The 16448-nt window shown below is 32.7% G+C and carries 16 protein-coding genes; 14 read left to right on the top strand and 2 right to left on the bottom strand.

What is annotated here, in order from left to right:
- Positions 1 to 22 precede the first annotated feature (22 nt).
- The 6 genes from Z054_RS0119040 to Z054_RS0119015 all read left to right on the top strand — a co-directional run bounded on the left by Z054_RS0119040 (position 23) and on the right by Z054_RS0119015 (position 10749).
- Positions 23 to 1096, top strand: coding sequence for a cytochrome c oxidase subunit II (locus Z054_RS0119040; protein WP_024771636.1), 1074 nt, complete (start codon positions 23 to 25; stop codon positions 1094 to 1096).
- Between the two features lie 43 nt (positions 1097 to 1139).
- Positions 1140 to 2957 (top strand): cytochrome c oxidase subunit I, encoded by a 1818-nt coding sequence (locus tag Z054_RS0119035; protein WP_024771635.1) that lies wholly within the window; start codon positions 1140 to 1142, stop codon positions 2955 to 2957.
- Between the two features lie 225 nt (positions 2958 to 3182).
- Positions 3183 to 4205, top strand: a complete 1023-nt coding sequence (ruvB, locus tag Z054_RS0119030) for a Holliday junction branch migration DNA helicase RuvB (RefSeq protein WP_024771634.1) — start codon at positions 3183 to 3185, stop codon at positions 4203 to 4205.
- 31 nt (positions 4206 to 4236) lie between these two features.
- Positions 4237 to 6249: an amidohydrolase family protein gene (locus Z054_RS0119025; protein WP_024771633.1), complete on the top strand. Its 2013-nt coding sequence runs from the start codon at positions 4237 to 4239 to the stop codon at positions 6247 to 6249.
- Between the two features lie 16 nt (positions 6250 to 6265).
- Entirely contained in the window at positions 6266 to 7600 is a 1335-nt protein-coding gene (locus tag Z054_RS0119020) for a cytochrome P450 (RefSeq protein ID WP_024771632.1), read from the top strand.
- Positions 7601 to 7683: 83 nt separating this feature from the next.
- Positions 7684 to 10749, top strand: coding sequence for a CHAT domain-containing protein (locus Z054_RS0119015; protein ID WP_024771631.1), 3066 nt, complete (start codon positions 7684 to 7686; stop codon positions 10747 to 10749).
- On the opposite strand, the gene Z054_RS0119010 is transcribed toward Z054_RS0119015, so the two are convergent.
- Positions 10729 to 11445 carry a tetratricopeptide repeat protein gene (locus tag Z054_RS0119010; RefSeq protein ID WP_024771630.1) on the bottom strand — a complete coding sequence of 239 codons (717 nt, stop codon included), beginning with the start codon at positions 11443 to 11445 and terminating at the stop codon, positions 10729 to 10731. The two genes, Z054_RS0119015 and Z054_RS0119010, sit on opposite strands and share 21 nt — an antisense overlap.
- Entirely contained in the window at positions 11442 to 11993 is a 552-nt protein-coding gene (locus tag Z054_RS0119005; RefSeq protein WP_024771629.1) for an RNA polymerase sigma factor, read from the bottom strand. Before Z054_RS0119005 ends, Z054_RS0119010 begins: the two co-directional genes overlap by 4 nt.
- Before the next feature lie 113 nt (positions 11994 to 12106).
- Here Z054_RS0119005 and Z054_RS0119000 point away from each other — a divergent pair, with 113 nt between their 5' ends.
- The 8 genes from Z054_RS0119000 to Z054_RS0118965 all read left to right on the top strand — a co-directional run bounded on the left by Z054_RS0119000 (position 12107) and on the right by Z054_RS0118965 (position 16432).
- Entirely contained in the window at positions 12107 to 12316 is a 210-nt protein-coding gene (locus tag Z054_RS0119000; RefSeq protein WP_024771628.1) for a hypothetical protein, read from the top strand.
- Between the two features lie 4 nt (positions 12317 to 12320).
- A complete protein-coding gene (locus Z054_RS0118995; protein ID WP_024771627.1) occupies positions 12321 to 12599 on the top strand; it encodes a hypothetical protein in 279 nt (92 codons plus the stop codon).
- A gap of 10 nt (positions 12600 to 12609) precedes the next feature.
- Complete coding sequence (locus Z054_RS0118990) at positions 12610 to 14070, top strand: hypothetical protein (protein ID WP_024771626.1); 1461 nt, start codon at positions 12610 to 12612, stop codon at positions 14068 to 14070.
- Between the two features lie 195 nt (positions 14071 to 14265).
- On the top strand, positions 14266 to 14577 hold the full coding sequence (locus tag Z054_RS0118985) for a hypothetical protein (protein ID WP_024771625.1): 312 nt from the start codon (positions 14266 to 14268) through the stop codon (positions 14575 to 14577).
- Between the two features lie 114 nt (positions 14578 to 14691).
- Entirely contained in the window at positions 14692 to 15423 is a 732-nt protein-coding gene (locus Z054_RS0118980) for a hypothetical protein (protein ID WP_152538607.1), read from the top strand.
- A gap of 9 nt (positions 15424 to 15432) precedes the next feature.
- Complete coding sequence (locus Z054_RS0118975; protein ID WP_024771623.1) at positions 15433 to 15627, top strand: hypothetical protein; 195 nt, start codon at positions 15433 to 15435, stop codon at positions 15625 to 15627.
- Between the two features lie 58 nt (positions 15628 to 15685).
- Complete coding sequence (locus Z054_RS31805) at positions 15686 to 15835, top strand: hypothetical protein (protein ID WP_161635310.1); 150 nt, start codon at positions 15686 to 15688, stop codon at positions 15833 to 15835.
- 168 nt (positions 15836 to 16003) lie between these two features.
- Positions 16004 to 16432, top strand: coding sequence for a hypothetical protein (locus Z054_RS0118965; protein WP_024771622.1), 429 nt, complete (start codon positions 16004 to 16006; stop codon positions 16430 to 16432).
- Positions 16433 to 16448: the final 16 nt, after the last annotated feature.

Raw genomic sequence — 16448 nt, 5'->3', positions numbered from 1 at the left:
TAAAAAAAGAAGATAGATAAAAATGACTGTATTCTTAACCTTAGTAGTTATAGCACTTTTTGGAATCACGTTGTGGCAAATGTCAAAGATATTGAAGTTGTCTCAAGCTAAAACTGATAATTCTCAAGTAGCCAACGACAAAGACAATAATTTGCAAGGTAAGCTTATGCTTGCATTTGTAATATTCCTTTACCTGCTTACCATATATTGTTTTGTGCAATATGACTCATACTTCCTGCCAGAATCAGCTTCTGAGCACGGTGTTGATTATGATAGATTGATGTTAATCTCGATGGTATTGATCATGATTGTACAGATTCTTACACAAGGATTGTTACATTTCTTTTCTTATAAGTATCGAGGTAAAAAAGAAAATAAAGCATTATTCTTTGCAGATAATGATAAATTAGAATTTATCTGGACTATTATACCAGTTATTGTACTTGCAGGACTAATTATATATGGACTGTTTACATGGACCGATATCATGAATATTGATGAAGAAGATGGAGACCCATTAATAGTTGAGCTGTATGCATATCAATTTGACTGGCGTGCTCGATATTCTGGTGAGGATAACGAATTAGGTAAAGCTAATGTTCGTTATATAGAAGGAATTAATACCTTGGGTCTTGATGTTTCTGATACCTACGGAAAGGATGATAAAATAACTAACGAATTACATTTACCTGTAAATAGAAAGGTTATTTTTAAAATGCGTTCCCAGGATGTATTGCATTCTGCTTACATGCCATTTTTTAGAGCGCAGATGAATGTTGTGCCAGGTATGATAACAGAGTTTGCTTATACACCAACGGTTACTTCTGACGAAATGAGAGATAGCGAGTTTATGGTAGAAAAAGTAGCTACAATTAATAAAATAAGAAGAGAAAAAAGCAAGAAATTAGTAGCTGCTGGAGATGAAGCTTTAGAAGAATATACATTCGAATACTACCTGTTGTGTAATAAGATATGTGGAGTATCACATTATAATATGCAAATGAAGATTATAGTAGAATCCGAAGAAGATTATAAGGCATGGTTAAAAACACAACCTACCTTTGGAGAGCAATTATCAGCTCAAGCAAGCAACTAAGAAAGAAGAAAATTAATATATTATATTAAAAAGAAATAGCGTTATGTCAGTAACTCAAGGAGATAACCACGATCACGATCACGACGATCACGGACATCATAAAGAAACATTTATTACCAAATATATTTTTAGTCAGGATCACAAGATGATCTCTAAGCAGTACTTGATTACTGGTTTGATTATGGGTATTATTGGTATTGCAATGTCTTTATTATTTAGAATGCAATTGGCATGGCCAGACCACCAGTTTACCATTTATGAAATTCTATTAGGTAAATTTGGCGAGGATGGAGTTATGGATCCGGGGATTTATCTGGCTTTGGTTACAATACATGGTACTATAATGGTATTTTTTGTACTAACAGCAGGATTGAGTGGTACATTTAGTAACCTTCTTATTCCATTACAGATTGGAGCTCGTGATATGGCTTCTGGATTCTTAAATATGATATCATACTGGTTATTCTTTCTAAGTAGTGTTATCATGGTATTGTCATTATTTGCAGAAGCAGGACCCGCATCAGCAGGATGGACAATTTATCCTCCTTTAAGTGCATTGCCACAAGCTATAGGAGGTTCTGGAACAGGGATGACACTATGGTTAGTTTCTATGGCGATATTCATTGCTTCTTCTTTACTTGGTTCTTTGAATTATGTAGTAACGGTAATCAACTTACGAACCAAAGGAATGTCAATGACACGTTTGCCTTTGACAATCTGGGCGTTCTTTGTAACAGCTATTATTGGTATTGTTTCGTTTCCGGTATTATTATCAGCAGCATTATTGTTAATTATGGATAGAAGTTTTGGTACTTCTTTCTATTTAAGTGATATATATATACAAGGAGAAGTACTACATAACCAAGGAGGTTCTCCGGTTCTTTTTGAACATTTATTCTGGTTCTTAGGACATCCAGAAGTATATATTGTATTACTACCTGCTTTAGGTATTACCTCAGAGATTATAGCTACAAATGCCCGTAAACCTATATTTGGATATCGTGCGATGGTTGCTTCTATTTTAGCAATTGCATTCCTATCTACAATTGTTTGGGGTCACCATATGTTTGTATCTGGTATGAATCCTTTCTTAGGCTCTGTATTTACATTTACAACCTTATTGATTGCTATCCCTTCAGCAGTAAAAGCATTTAATTATATTACCACCCTATGGAAAGGTAACCTGCAGTTTAATCCCGCAATGTTATTCTCAATAGGATTAGTATCAACATTTATTACAGGAGGTCTTACAGGAATTATCCTTGGAGATAGTACATTAGATATTAATGTTCATGATACTTATTTTGTAGTAGCACACTTTCACCTGGTGATGGGTATTTCAGCACTATATGGATTATTCGCAGGAGTATACCATTGGTTCCCTAAGATGTATGGTAAGATGATGAATAAGAACTTAGGATATGTGCATTTCTGGATCACTGCTATCGGAGCATATGGAGTATTTTTTCCAATGCACTTTGTAGGAATGGCTGGATTACCAAGACGTTACTATACCAATTCTAATTTTCCATATTTTGATGACTTAACAGATACTAATGTATTGATTACAATTTTTGCTTTTTTAGCAGCTGTAGGACAATTAGTGTTCTTATATAATTTTATCAGTTCTATTTTCTACGGAAAGAAAGCAGTTCAGAATCCATGGAAATCGAATACTTTAGAATGGACTACACCAGTGGAGCATATGCATGGTAACTGGCCAGGAGATATTCCTCATGTACACAGATGGCCTTATGATTATAGTAAGACAAATGAAAATGGTGAATATGTAATTGCAGGACAAGATTTTGTTTCTCAGACTATTCCATTACAAGAAGGAGAAGAAGAAATGCATCATTAATATGTATGTTTAAAAGATATAACGAGCCTTTTCATTTTTGTGAAAAGGCTTTTTCTTTTCTGATCTATTCCTATTAATTAACGGATATTCGAAGTTAATCGGGAGCTCTTTTTACTATATTTGTTAATGACACTCTGGTGTTATCAATTAAACCCGGATTAAATAGTCGTAGTATAATTAATACCGATATAAAGCTATCGGATCAATGATAAAGAGACTTTATAAATGAACGAAAACCTTGATCCAACAAACGAAAACTTTTCTAGCGAAGACCTGGATATAGAAAGAGCATTAAGACCTCTTGCCTTTGATGATTTTGCTGGTCAGGATCAGGTTCTTGAAAATTTAAAGATTTTTGTTCAAGCAGCAAATTTAAGAGATGAAGCTCTTGATCATACCCTTTTTCATGGCCCTCCTGGTTTAGGTAAAACCACATTAGCCCATATTCTTGCCAATGAATTAGGAGTAGGAATTAAAGTTACTTCGGGCCCGGTTTTGGATAAACCCGGAGATCTGGCGGGGTTATTAACGAATCTTGACGATAGAGATGTATTGTTTATAGACGAAATTCACAGATTAAGCCCTATAGTAGAAGAATATTTGTATTCTGCAATGGAAGACTATAAGATCGATATTATGATCGAGAGTGGTCCTAATGCACGTACAGTTCAAATTAATTTGAATCCATTTACTCTGGTTGGAGCAACAACACGTTCAGGATTATTAACGGCACCTATGAGAGCTCGTTTTGGGATTCAGTCGCGATTACAATATTATACGACAGAACTCTTGTCTACCATAGTGCAGCGTAGTGCCCATATACTTAATGTACCCATTTCTATGGAAGCTGCTATCGAAATAGCAGGTAGGAGTAGAGGAACACCTAGAATAGCTAATGCTTTATTGCGTAGAGTGCGTGATTTTGCACAAATTAAAGGAAACGGAAAGATAGATATTGAAATCTCAAAATTTGCCTTAAAAGCACTCAATGTAGACGCTCACGGTTTGGATGAGATGGATAATAAAATTTTATTGACTTTGATTGATAAATTTAAAGGAGGCCCGGTAGGATTAACTACTATAGCAACTGCAGTTAGTGAAAGCCCAGAGACTATAGAAGAAGTATACGAGCCCTTCCTGATTCAGCAAGGATTTATTATGCGTACACCACGAGGTAGAGAAGTAACAGAAGCAGCATATAAACACCTGGGAAGAGTAAAAGGAGGAATTCAAGGAGGGTTATTTTAATAATTTTTTATCGAACATAAACGCATTAGTAATGAACACTTCATTAAAATTTGTAATAGTTGTTTTATCGATGGCCATAATTTCGTGTCAAAAAGAAACAAAAAAAACTGTAAAAGTATATGAGAGCTTAGAATATAATATCTACATGGGTGATAAACTTGCGGGATATCAAAAAAGTTTTCAAGGAAAAGATGGAGTATACCATTATGTATATGAATTTAATGACAGGGGAAGAGGACCTCATATTAATGAAAAAGTTATTCTTAATGATAATGATGTAATAATAAATCATGAGATTTATGGACATAATTATCTAAAAGATACTGTTTTGGAGATTTTTGAAGTTAAAGAAGGAACTGCAAAATGGAAAAGTAGTTCAGAGCAAGGTGAAGCCAGATTTGATAATAACTCGTTCTTTTCAGCAATAAATGGCTCTTTCGGAATAACAGATTTACTTATCAAAAAGTTACTTTCTTCAGAAAATAAAGAAGTAAATCTATTACCAAGTGGTTCAATAAAAATAACCAATATTGATAACCACAAAATAAATGATTCAACAGAACTTAGGTTGGTAGAATTTACAGGGCAATCTTTTACACCTTCATACACCTGGATTGATAAAAACGACAGATTTTTTGGATATGTTTCACCTTGGTTTACGTGTATTCAAAAAGGATATGACAGTATTGCAAAGCAATTACAACCAATTCAAAAACAAAAAGAAGAAGAATATTTAAAAAACTTATCTCCATCATTATTTGAAACTCCTTCCAAAAAAATATTGATCAAAAATGTAGGGGTGTTTAATTCTAAAACCGGAAAAATAGAACCTAATCGATTTATTGTGGTTAACGGAAACAAAATTGAACAAGTTTCAACTACCGTAATTACAGAAAGAGATGATACAATGGTTATTGATGGAACTAATAAAACGTTATTACCAGGATTGTTTGATATGCATACACATATTAGTGAGACTGATGGGGTGATGCAATTGGCAGCAGGAGTAACTTCGGTTAGAGATTTAGGCAATTCTTCGGATTTACCAGAGTTAAAGGAAAATTTTGATGTAAATAAATTGGTTGGCCCAAGAATATTAGTGATGAGCGGGTTTATTGATAAAGCAGGACCATATGCAGGACCTACAGGCTCAATTATAAATACTCTTGAAGAAGGAATACAAGCAATTTCTGACTACCATGACAAAGGGTATGCACAAATTAAATTATATAGCTCTATCCCCCCAGAATGGGTAAAACCATTGGCTGATAAAGCACATGAACTGGGGATGAGAGTGAGTGGACATATTCCGGCTTTTATGATTGCGGAGCAGGCTATAAAGAGTGGGTATGATGAAATTCAACATGTCAATATGTTGGCTTTGAATTTTCTTTCAGATACGATTGATACTAGACAACCGCTTCGGTTTTCAATGGTAGCAGAGCATAATTATAAATTAGATTTTGAATCAAAAAAGTTTAAGGATTTTATAAGGTTACTTAAAGAAAAAAATATAGTGATAGATCCAACAGTTTCTATTTTTGATGGCATGTTTACTGTAAAAGCAGGAGAAGCAAATCCTTCTTTTGCTAAAATTTTGGACAGATTACCGCTAAGTGTTCAAAGAGGATATTATTCTGGAGGACTTCCTATTCCTGATGGAAAAAAAGATCAATATAAGGCCTCTTATGATAAATTATTGGGCATTGTAAAACAACTTTATGATAATGGAGTTACGATTGTGCCAGGAACAGATTCAATGGCTGGATTTGGACTTCATGCTGAAATGGAAAATTATGTAAAAGCAGGAATTCCAACCTCTGAAGTTTTAAAAATAGCAACTTTGAATTCTGCAAAAATAGCTGGAGTAAATGATACTTTAGGATCGATTGAAGAAGGTAAATTAGCTGATTTAATATTGGTCGATGGCAATCCAGTTAATGATATTAGTGATATCAGAAAGGTAGAGCTTACCATAAAAAATGGAAATATTTATAATCCTGCAAAATTATATAAAGCTATTGGAGTGAAACATTTTAAATAAGAGATAAAAAATTCACATGCTAGATAGACGAATTCCCATAGTCTCTTTTTTTAGAGTCCTTAATAATGCAAGTCGTATTCTTAAAAATCCACTTCCTTTTCATCATGAAAATTTTGAAAAACATGGAGATGCTTTTAGAGTCCAATTAGGACTTGGTAAAACTGTTATTTTTACTCGCGATGCTGGTTTTGCCAAACATATGCTGCAAAAACAACATAGACGATACACTAAATCTGCATTACAAACAAAAGATCTGGCCAAATATGTAGGAGAAGGATTATTAACTTCTACAGGAGAAAAATGGTTAAAACAAAGACGTTTAATTCAACCTGCTTTTCATAAAAAAAGGCTGGAATCCTTGATAAACACAATCAAAGAAGTAATTCAAGAAGAATTCTTGAGGATACCCTCTAACAAAGAGATTGATATTTTTCCTGTAATGAGTGATTTGGCCTTTAAAGTAGTTGCAAAATCATTATTTGGTTATACAGATACCCAGGGGGATACCATTTCACGATTGCAATATATAACTGAAGCAGCCCAGAAATCTTTGGTTAAAGAAATACGGCAACCCTATAAAAGATGGTGGTTTTACCTGAGTGGAAAAATTAAGAATACCTTTAAATTGACCCAGGAAGCCAGAGATATTCTTAATACGATTATAGAAGAAAGAAGAAACTCGGATAAAGTATATAATGATCTGTTGGATATGTTATTAACATCCAAATATGATGATGGTAGTGTGATGGGTAATGAACAGTTGATAGATGAAATTCTAATTCTGTTTGTGGCGGGTCATGAAACTACATCTAACGCTTTAACCTTTACTGCTGTATTGCTGGCACTTCATCCCGAGATTCAGGAACAAGTGTATAAAGAGGTTTCTGAAACTCCAGATGATTTACAACCAATGGAACAGATAGCAAAATTTCGATATACAAAACAGTGTATTGAAGAAGCAATGCGGTTATACCCACCAGCTTATTTTTCGGATCGTGTGGCTATAGAAGATGATAATTATCAGGATTTAAAACTAAAAAAAGGAACGACTATCTTGGTTTCCTTTTTTGAAATCCACAGACATAAAAGTTTTTGGAAAAACCCTTCTGCATTTGACCCCGATCGATTTCATCCCGACATAGATAAAAAAGAATATTCTGATTGGTATTTCCCTTTTGGATCAGGACCCAGAATGTGTATTGGTAACAATTTTGCGATGTATGAAATGATTTTGGCTATAAGTACTTTGGTAAGGAAGTATAAAATAAGTACTGATCTTCATAAAGTCGATATTAAACCATTGATTACCTTAAAGCCCGAAAACGCAATGCTTACATTTGTCGACAGATAAGTATATTGTAGTTTACATCTTTAGTTTTATATTTAAGCTAAACTTTTACTTTATACCAATTTGATTATTTAATGACGTATTAAATGAAGAAATTACTGATCTTTCATTTATGTTTTTTGATAAGCTCATCCGCCTTTTCGCTACAAGAAGATGGAGCATATCAAAAAGGAGTTGCGGCTTATACTCATTATAATTATAAAGAAGCATTACTTCATTTTAAGCTTGCTTCAAGCTATTTTTTAGAGAAAGATGATATTAAAAACTATCTAAAATCACAATTGTATATTTCTAATATTGAAATTTATAAAAACAATTTTTCTTCAGCATTAAAAACAATTAATGTTTCTATTCAAAACTATACATCTTCAACAATAAAAAACGACAGTCTATGGGGTGAGTTAATGAACACAAAGGCTGTAGTGTATAGAAAAGATGGTTTGACTACAAAAGCATTACAGATAAGTGATGAAATTTTAAAGGACCAATTAAAGAAATCAACTTTACCTAAATATAATCTTGTAAGAACATATACTGTACGAAGTAACATTTTATGGACTATTGGTCGATTTGATGAAGCGGTACAATTGATAAAGAAAACATTAAGTTTTTCTGAGTATTCGATTTCAGGTCTAAATAGAGCAGAATTATTGAATAATTTGGGAAGTGCCTATTTATTGAAAGGAGATTTTAGTAAAGCATATAATTATTATAATAAAGCATATCAGCTTAAGTTAGAAAACAAGGCTAATTTATATGACCTGGCAATAACAACGTTTAATATAGGGGTTGTAAATGAGGCCTTGGGAGATTACGATAAAGCTATAGAGTTTTATCAAAAATCAGCTGCATATGATCTTAGAAACCAAGGCGAAGAAGTAGGTTTTATTACAGATATTTATACCGCTATTAGTGGTATTTATTCTAAGAAAAATGATTTAGAAAAAGCAGAAGAGTATATCGATAAAGCTTTAAAAAAGGCAATGATCATTTATGGAGAGAATCATCTTAATACTGCAAATATACAAGCTTGGTATGTTAGATATTTAAAGTTAAAAGGAGAGTATAGAATATCTTTAGATTTTGATAAGAAAGCATTACAAATTAGAGAAAAATCTTATGGAGTATATAATTGGTTTCCAATACAGAATCTAACATCAATTGCTGATACTTACGTGAAGCTTGCTGAGTATGTAGAAGCCGAAAAATATTATAAAGAAGCATTACGGAGAAGTGAAAAAATGGATTCTAAGTTTCAGGAAGCAGAGTGTTACCAGGGTTTGGGCGATATGCATATGAAGCAAAAGAATTACAGAAAAGCAATAGATTTCTACAGAAAGACATTCATTAATTTTTCGAATCACTTTTATAAAAATCATAGGTATGTCTTAAAAAGTGAACTATTATTAGCAGAAGCTTTGTTTAAACAAGGAAATCATAAAAAAGCCTTTGCAATAATTCAAAAACATCTTGCCTTGTATACTAAAGGAGAGCATGATTTTCCTTTATTGATAGTAGAAGCGATACATCTTAATAATTGCATTGCTTTAACCCAATATACGAATTCAAAAACAATAACATCAGTTCAGCAATCGTATAAAAACATGGATTTGATGATCCAAAATATTCGTAAAATCAAAAAGCAATATACTACTGATAGATCCTTGATAAATGTAGGACGTAAAAATCCAGATTATTTTGATAAAGCAATCGAGATTTGCTATGTTTTGTTTCAAAATACTCAACAAAAGAAATATTTGGAAAAAGCATTCCAATTTTCAGAAATTAATAGAAATAGTGCATTGGTAACAGGAATAAAAGATAAACAGTTTAAAAAAATTGCTGGAGTCCCTGATTCACTATTACAACGGGAGAATATGTTGAAAAGAAAATTGTCCTCTATTAGAACAGCACTACATACTCAAACACATTCATTCGAGATAGATTCTACTATGAGTTTACGATTGAAGTATAGTATGAAGCTTGAGGATTTATTGCATAAAATTGAAAGAGAATATCCTAGATATTATCAGCTAAAATATGCTGATCACACGATCAAAGTCTCGCAGTTACAAAAGGAATATTTGGATACAAATACAACTTTGATTGAGTATTTTGCTGGAGAGAAAAACCTATACATTTTTATCATAAATGATGATACTATTGACTTTAAGAAGTTACCAATAATAAAAGGCTTGACTAAATCAATTACGGAATTTAGAAAGCAAATACTTAACCAACAAAACGTCAAAGAAAATTCTGAACGAATATTTACAGCTTTGCTGAAAAATTTGAATCTGAAAGAAACTCTGATACTGGTAACAGATAACATACTTAATTATGTTCCATTTGAGGTTTTGCATAATGGAAAAGGATATATGCTTGAAGAGTATGCTATAAGTTATGCAGGTTCTGCAACAGTATTGAAAGCATTAACCGAGAGGTCATTAAAAACTACAAAAGAAATGAAATGGAGTGGTTTTGCACCGAAATATAAAAATAATAATTCCTTTGCCTCAAGCGATACCGAAGTTAGAAGTATTTCGAAAATCATGAAAGGTAAAGCATTTTTGGGCGAAGAGGCTTCTGTTAAAAATTTTGTTGCTAATGCTACTAATTCTTCAATAATACATTTGGCCACTCATGCAGAGATTGATAAAAAAAATGCAATGTTGAATAAGCTTATATTTTCTGAAAATGGTAATAAGAATATTTTAATGGCATCTGATATTTATGGATTATCAATTCCTTCAGAAATGATTGTGCTTAGTGCTTGTAATACAGGATTCGGAAAATTGGAAAAAGGTGAAGGCGTGATGAGTATGTCAAGAGCTTTTCATTATGCAGGAGCAAAAAGCACAGTAATGAGCTTATGGAAAGTGCCGGATAAAGAAACCTCGGTGATAATGAACTATTTTTATAAAAATTTAAAAAAAGGATATGCTAAAGACAGAGCATTGCAACGAGCAAAACTTCAGTATCTCGGTAGTGTAAGAGATAACGCATTAAAACACCCTTTTTATTGGGCCGGATTTGTGGTTTCGGGTAATACAGAATCTTTGGAGCAAGGTTTTTTACGCTGGTGGATGACGATATTGGTCTTGGTTCCGGTTTTTATTTTTAGAAAAAAACTAATTAAGTTTTTTGAGTAGTTCTTTAGCTTCTTCCTTTTTATATTCACTGTCAGGAATCTTTATTAATAATTCTAATTGTTCTTTGACTTTGTTAAGTTGATCAACTTTTAGATATGCCATGGCCAGATACCAATGGTTTTTTTCGCTAAACGAGTTTTTAATTTCACTTCGTTCTTCCAAAATTATAATTGCTTTTTTAGTCTCATTTAGTTTTAACAAGGTATTTGCTTTATAAAATTGAAGAGTGTCATTTTCTTCAGTTTCTAATATTGTATTGAATGCGTCAAGAGCTTTTTTAAAATTACCATTTTCATAAGCATTAAAAGCTACTGATATTTTGTTCTTATGATCATCTCCTCTTACCACAGGTTGAAGAATATTCCTATACGGTTCAAAGTAAGTAGCGAATAACTCTTCATTTGACACTGGTTTTTTGGTATTCCAAAAATAGATGGTTCCTAATAGTACAAGAATAGAAGCTGCTATAGACCACCATTTTAATTTATTTTTTTTCTTAACATTAGACTCAAGGCCAGAAAGCAAATGTCTAAAATCATCATCATCCTTATGTTCTACTACTTTTTTAAGATTAGTATGAAACAGTACTTCGTCTCTAAAATTTTGATCAACACTTAATAGTGTGTCAAATTCCTGTTGTTCCTCAATTGTTAAGGTACCTTGAATGTATTTTGATATGAGATCCTGGGGTTTCATTGTTTAGGGGGATTAATCATTGCTCTTAATTGCTTAATACATCGGGATTTTTGACTACTCACTACATTAGTATTATCATATCCTTCTTTTTCGGCAATCTCCTCTACTGTTAGTCCTCGATAATAGAATAATATTAACATCTCTTTGCATCGTTTTCCTAATTTATTAAAAAAAGTCTGTAAAAGTCTTTGCTCTACAGAAAGCTCGACAGGTTCATCAAATGTGATTTTTTCGATGTTATCGTTGGTAATATGAAGTTTTGGTTCTAATGAAACTGTATTTTTATGCTGTTTATAATGGTTGAAAATCATTCGTTTACCGATACCAAATAAATAGGTTTTTAAAGAGCTGTTCACAACCTCCAATTTTCCTTGTATTGCTTGCTTTCTAAGTACTACAAATGCATCTTGATAGATATCGGCCATGGAGTCTTGGTCTACACCATATTTTTTTCCAAAATTAAAAAAAGCGCTCCTGTGTAAATAATATAATTTACTTATTTCCTTAGGATTACTATGAATTAAAATGTCAATAAGGGATTGATCCACCGGGTATGATTTCTATTCCTCTAAGGTATAAAAAAACATTTTTCTTCCTATAGATGTTAAGATTCGGTTTTTTTCTTCCATAAAGAGTATAAAACATATAAAAGTTAAGAATTATGAATCGCATTTTAAAAAAACTAACGCTTAAGGAAATTACTCTTGAATTCATTCCCTCACTTGGGATATCACTATTAATAGCAGAATCTTTTTACAAATTAGGAAGCTTTGCTTTTGAGTGTATTGCATTTTTGGCAACCTGGTATTTTGTGGGATATGTAATCAATAAAGTAAAAATAATTAGTAACGCAATAACCAAAAACAATTAGCATTATGGCAAAAGTGACAAAACCTGCGATAAAAATCAATCCGGTAGTAGTAGGTGAAGTATTTCAACCAATTCAACAACCGGCAGATATTGTTTTAACGAATAGTAAAGTAAAATTGCAAGGGACAAAAATAGAAATCTTTGGGTCTGCAAACAATCTGCTCGCCACTTTCGATTCTAAAACATCAAGTTTTATAGTACACAAAAGGCTGATGATTGGAAACCTTGATGTGTTGGATAAATTAAAAGATCTGGAAACAAGAGTGAAAAACCTAGAACCTTAAAAGATAGATTATGACATTAAGTATAAGAAATATTTACCGAGAGCAAGGCATTTCATTTCCTGTGATTAGTATAAAACAAAATCATGAAATGCATTTTGGCTTACCAACATCTATAAAAAAAGCACATTCGGTATTTTCTTCAAAGAATGATGGAAATGGGTTTGGTTGTGGGTGTAGGAAGAGCAATTCGTTAAAGCTTGTGATATTACCAAAGATCTTAACAAAAGAATTTGGAGAAGTTGTTCCTTCTTGGGTTTCTGCAGCTAAAAGAGACTCGAGAACCGGTGCCCAAATACGAACGATAAAAGGTGTTTTGACACAGAGCAGAATATCAGGTACAGATTTTCCTCTTAAACCATGGCATCATAGTTATGACTGGAATTATTTTGTAAAAACTGATAAGCAGTTTTTTTATCTGAATAGCCCGGCAAATGGTAAGTATAATGCTAAAGATCAGATTGCCGTAATGGAATGTGAATGGGATTCTAAATTTGTTCCGTTATGGTCACTACCCATGCCTGGTGATCGTATACAAATTACTGGGAGATGGATCTATGACTGTGGGCATCCTAAAAATGGAAAACACAGGTCCGAAATTCACCCTCCAAAAGCAGTAGTTTCTTTTCGGGAAGAGACGGATCTTTTTTCGGGAAATAAAGGATTGTCCAGAGCTAATCAAGCAATCGTTTACATAAATAAAAAGGGGGGATATATCAACCAAAAGATTAATGATCAAAATTATACTTTTGATCTCTACCTGCCGCCAAAACCATCAGATTCTTCAATCCCAAAATTCAAAGTAAAGAAAATGATTGCTAGTGCTATTAATCCAATAATTACTCCTTTTCCAAGTGATGATCCAAAATTGTTAAGAGTGACGATTCCACTGAAGGGAAAAAATATTCCATCAGAAAATTATGGAGTAATAATTAGTGGAGGATGGTCGGATCCCAAAGGAATAGATGCTAAGCATATTAAAAAAGTAACTGTTGCAGTACGAGAAGCTGTTTTTAAGAAGGATAAAGATCCTGATGGAATAATTTTTAAAAAGAAGGATGAATGGTATCTGTATGTTGGTATTAATGGCCGATGGAGATTGTTTGAAAGTATGGATAAAGGAAAACGCACATTAAATCACAAGGTAGTTCTTCATTTACACAAAACACAACAAGTTAAAATATCAACTAATGGATATGAAGCTGATCCTATTCATGATATTCTTGGTAAATCTGTAGGATTGTCTTCAAAAGTAGCGAGTTCGTCTAGCTTAAATTCTCAGGAAAGAAAAACAGCAGGAGAAGGGATTAGAAAAGGGTTTTTAAAGCTAGGAACAGATTTGTTAGAAGGAGGTGATATTGAGAATGATAAGATTGGGATTGTAAATGCTACATTTCCTTCAAGTAAAAGAAGTACTAATAGTGTTGTCACTTCGAATCTAGAAGATTATCAAATTACCGTGAATATTACATAACCTAACCTTCTCACATAAAATTTAACGTAATCAATGATCCCATATTCTTATGGATATGGAGATATATGCCCTTATGCAATATAAAAATAGAACTATTAATAGCTCAGAATTAAAGCTTAAAAATAATTGGTATTAGATAACACGTAAGCTGAAAAGTGTATAGAGTAAGCAAGAAAATAAAATATATAATAAGTTATGGCCACGATTAGGGAAAAATTTGTAAAAAAGGGGAAATGGAAAACTATGGAAAGCTTTTTTAATGCCAATGGAGTTGCTTTTTTTAAAGCCCCAAACGATGCTTCAATTAAAGTTAGATATGGTGTTGGCTGGTTTGGAAAAGATAGACAGAAACAAAAGTTAGACGGAAGAACCTACAAAAAACTTCAAGTTGGTAAATGGTCATTGACCAGGGCAAGAATGCAAATAAAAGTAAAAAAGGATACTAATGTGACCTATTATGTTGATGGAGGAGGAGTGGCTCAAAACTCTCCTGAAATTAGATTCTGAATACAACTGAAGTATACTTTCTAAAACCATTTTTTGAGTAGCATAATCTGGATTTAAGTAAACACGGTAGCCGAAAAGTGAATAGAGTAGGCAAAAAACTAATTATTAAATAAAATGAAAAGACTAACAAATCTAAAAATGTATGTAGTAGGGGTATTTTGCATAGTAGCAATTGCTTCTTGCGAGAAGGAACAAGAGGTTATTCCCGAAATTTCAAATAATACCGAAGGCTTTATGAGCAAAACGGGTAAAAGTGATACCAAGATTGAAGAAAATGCGGAAGTTGTAATTCCAATATTACATAGAAGTTATAGCGCCGATATAAGTAAAGAAGAAGCTGATGCAAGATTTGAAGAAGAAGTTACAGAATATATGAATAAGAATTCGGTAAATACCAATTATGAGAAAGGTTATAGTACAAGATGGTATTATAGAATCCGTACAAAGACAGGAGCTCAAAAAAATAATGAAACTGATGGAGATGCTAAGGCTAGTGTGAGGTTTCGAACCAGTAGAGGAATCTATACGCATTCGGTATCTAGTTTAAATAATGCTGGGGATGATCGAGAAAGAGGACAAACAGACTATTATTATTTAAGTGCAAGATACCCGGGACAAGCTATAAGTTGGGTAGAAATTCAATCCGGCAAAATTTCATTAAAAGGAACAGATGGATGGTTTATAACAAATTATGATATCTATGCGTACCCATCATATCAAACAGTTTCTGCTACAGGAAGTACTTATTTAAGATCCTACCCAAATCGATGGTTGGATAACACATTTTTCTGGGGATGGGATACGTATTCTGCAGGAGAAAGAGGAACTGGTAGATTAAATTTTTAAAATAACGATATGAAAAATTTAAAAATAGAAGGAATTAAAACCCTAAGCAAAACTGCACAAAAATCAATAGGTGGCGGAGACATAAACCTTCCTGATCCCATACTTACGTGTTGGCAATGGAAATGGTTATGTGATACAGTTGGCTTTCCGCCATTAACCGGAAGATATTGTAGATGGGTTAAAGTACGAGTACCCTGTAGATAGATATAATCTAGAATGTCTTTAAATGTTCATAGAATACTAATTTAAAATAATAAAAATCATGAAAATTCTTAAACTAAATGAGGTTAAGGTTCTTAGTAGAATTGCTCAAAAAACAATCTTTGCAGGAAGGATCAATAACTGTAAACAAGTACTCTGTGCCGGTTTATCGGCAAGAGAATGTGCAGAGATTTGTAGAAACCCATACTAGACTATGCTTAATTATAAATGTAGTTAGGTCACAGACTAAGGAAAACCAGATTGCCAAAATAGGTATTCTGGTTTTTTGAGATAAATAATAATAAACGTGCTAACTAATACTTTTTTTAGTATTAAAATGTTAGTAGATGTAGGATAACTATTTAATAAATAACTAATTATGAAAAACCAGATTTTTGTACTTGCCCTATTGGCAATTATGATATCATCGTGCTCAGGCGATGATGATACAAATACAAACACAAACACTAATAATGATACTATTATTGGTACATGGATTTTAGAAAGTACCACAGAACAAGGCTATAATCAAAACATAGAGGGTGTTCTGATAGGTTGCGATACAAGTGCAACAACGCTAAAATTTGATAAAGAGACCACTGTGAATATAAATTCGATGGTAGTTGTTCAAAACGGGACTAAATTATGTGTAAGTGGAGGCAGTGAAGAAATTACAGATGACACCATAAAATTAATAAAAGGAACTTTTCCTCCCCCAAAGGATATATTTTCATATAAATTACAAGGTGATATACTTACACTTACTGATGGAGGAAATGATGATTTTGTATTTAAAAGAGCAAATTGAAAAAAGTTTAAACAAC

The sequence above is a fragment of the Aquimarina macrocephali JAMB N27 genome (genome assembly GCF_000520995.1).
GTDB lineage: Bacteria > Bacteroidota > Bacteroidia > Flavobacteriales > Flavobacteriaceae > Aquimarina > Aquimarina macrocephali.
The sequence above is the reverse complement of the archived record's forward strand: the minus strand, read 5'-3'. Positions and strand labels throughout refer to the sequence as shown.

What these genes read in the sequence shown, in the direction of transcription:
- Z054_RS0118980 (WP_152538607.1), top strand. Translation starts at nt 14,692, where the DNA reads ATGAAAAGACTAACAAATCTAAAAATGTATGTAGTAGGGGTATTTTGC.
- Z054_RS0119015 (WP_024771631.1), top strand. Translation starts at nt 7,684, where the DNA reads ATGAAGAAATTACTGATCTTTCATTTATGTTTTTTGATAAGCTCATCC.
- Z054_RS0118990 (WP_024771626.1), top strand. Translation starts at nt 12,610, where the DNA reads ATGACATTAAGTATAAGAAATATTTACCGAGAGCAAGGCATTTCATTT.
- Z054_RS0119020 (WP_024771632.1), top strand. Translation starts at nt 6,266, where the DNA reads ATGCTAGATAGACGAATTCCCATAGTCTCTTTTTTTAGAGTCCTTAAT.
- Z054_RS0118985 (WP_024771625.1), top strand. Translation starts at nt 14,266, where the DNA reads ATGGCCACGATTAGGGAAAAATTTGTAAAAAAGGGGAAATGGAAAACT.
- Z054_RS31805 (WP_161635310.1), top strand. Translation starts at nt 15,686, where the DNA reads ATGAAAATTCTTAAACTAAATGAGGTTAAGGTTCTTAGTAGAATTGCT.
- Z054_RS0119010 (WP_024771630.1), bottom strand. Translation starts at nt 11,445, where the DNA reads ATGAAACCCCAGGATCTCATATCAAAATACATTCAAGGTACCTTAACA.
- Z054_RS0119025 (WP_024771633.1), top strand. Translation starts at nt 4,237, where the DNA reads ATGAACACTTCATTAAAATTTGTAATAGTTGTTTTATCGATGGCCATA.
- Z054_RS0118995 (WP_024771627.1), top strand. Translation starts at nt 12,321, where the DNA reads ATGGCAAAAGTGACAAAACCTGCGATAAAAATCAATCCGGTAGTAGTA.
- Z054_RS0119040 (WP_024771636.1), top strand. Translation starts at nt 23, where the DNA reads ATGACTGTATTCTTAACCTTAGTAGTTATAGCACTTTTTGGAATCACG.
- Z054_RS0118975 (WP_024771623.1), top strand. Translation starts at nt 15,433, where the DNA reads ATGAAAAATTTAAAAATAGAAGGAATTAAAACCCTAAGCAAAACTGCA.
- Z054_RS0119000 (WP_024771628.1), top strand. Translation starts at nt 12,107, where the DNA reads ATGAATCGCATTTTAAAAAAACTAACGCTTAAGGAAATTACTCTTGAA.
- Z054_RS0118965 (WP_024771622.1), top strand. Translation starts at nt 16,004, where the DNA reads ATGAAAAACCAGATTTTTGTACTTGCCCTATTGGCAATTATGATATCA.
- ruvB (WP_024771634.1), top strand. Translation starts at nt 3,183, where the DNA reads ATGAACGAAAACCTTGATCCAACAAACGAAAACTTTTCTAGCGAAGAC.
- Z054_RS0119035 (WP_024771635.1), top strand. Translation starts at nt 1,140, where the DNA reads ATGTCAGTAACTCAAGGAGATAACCACGATCACGATCACGACGATCAC.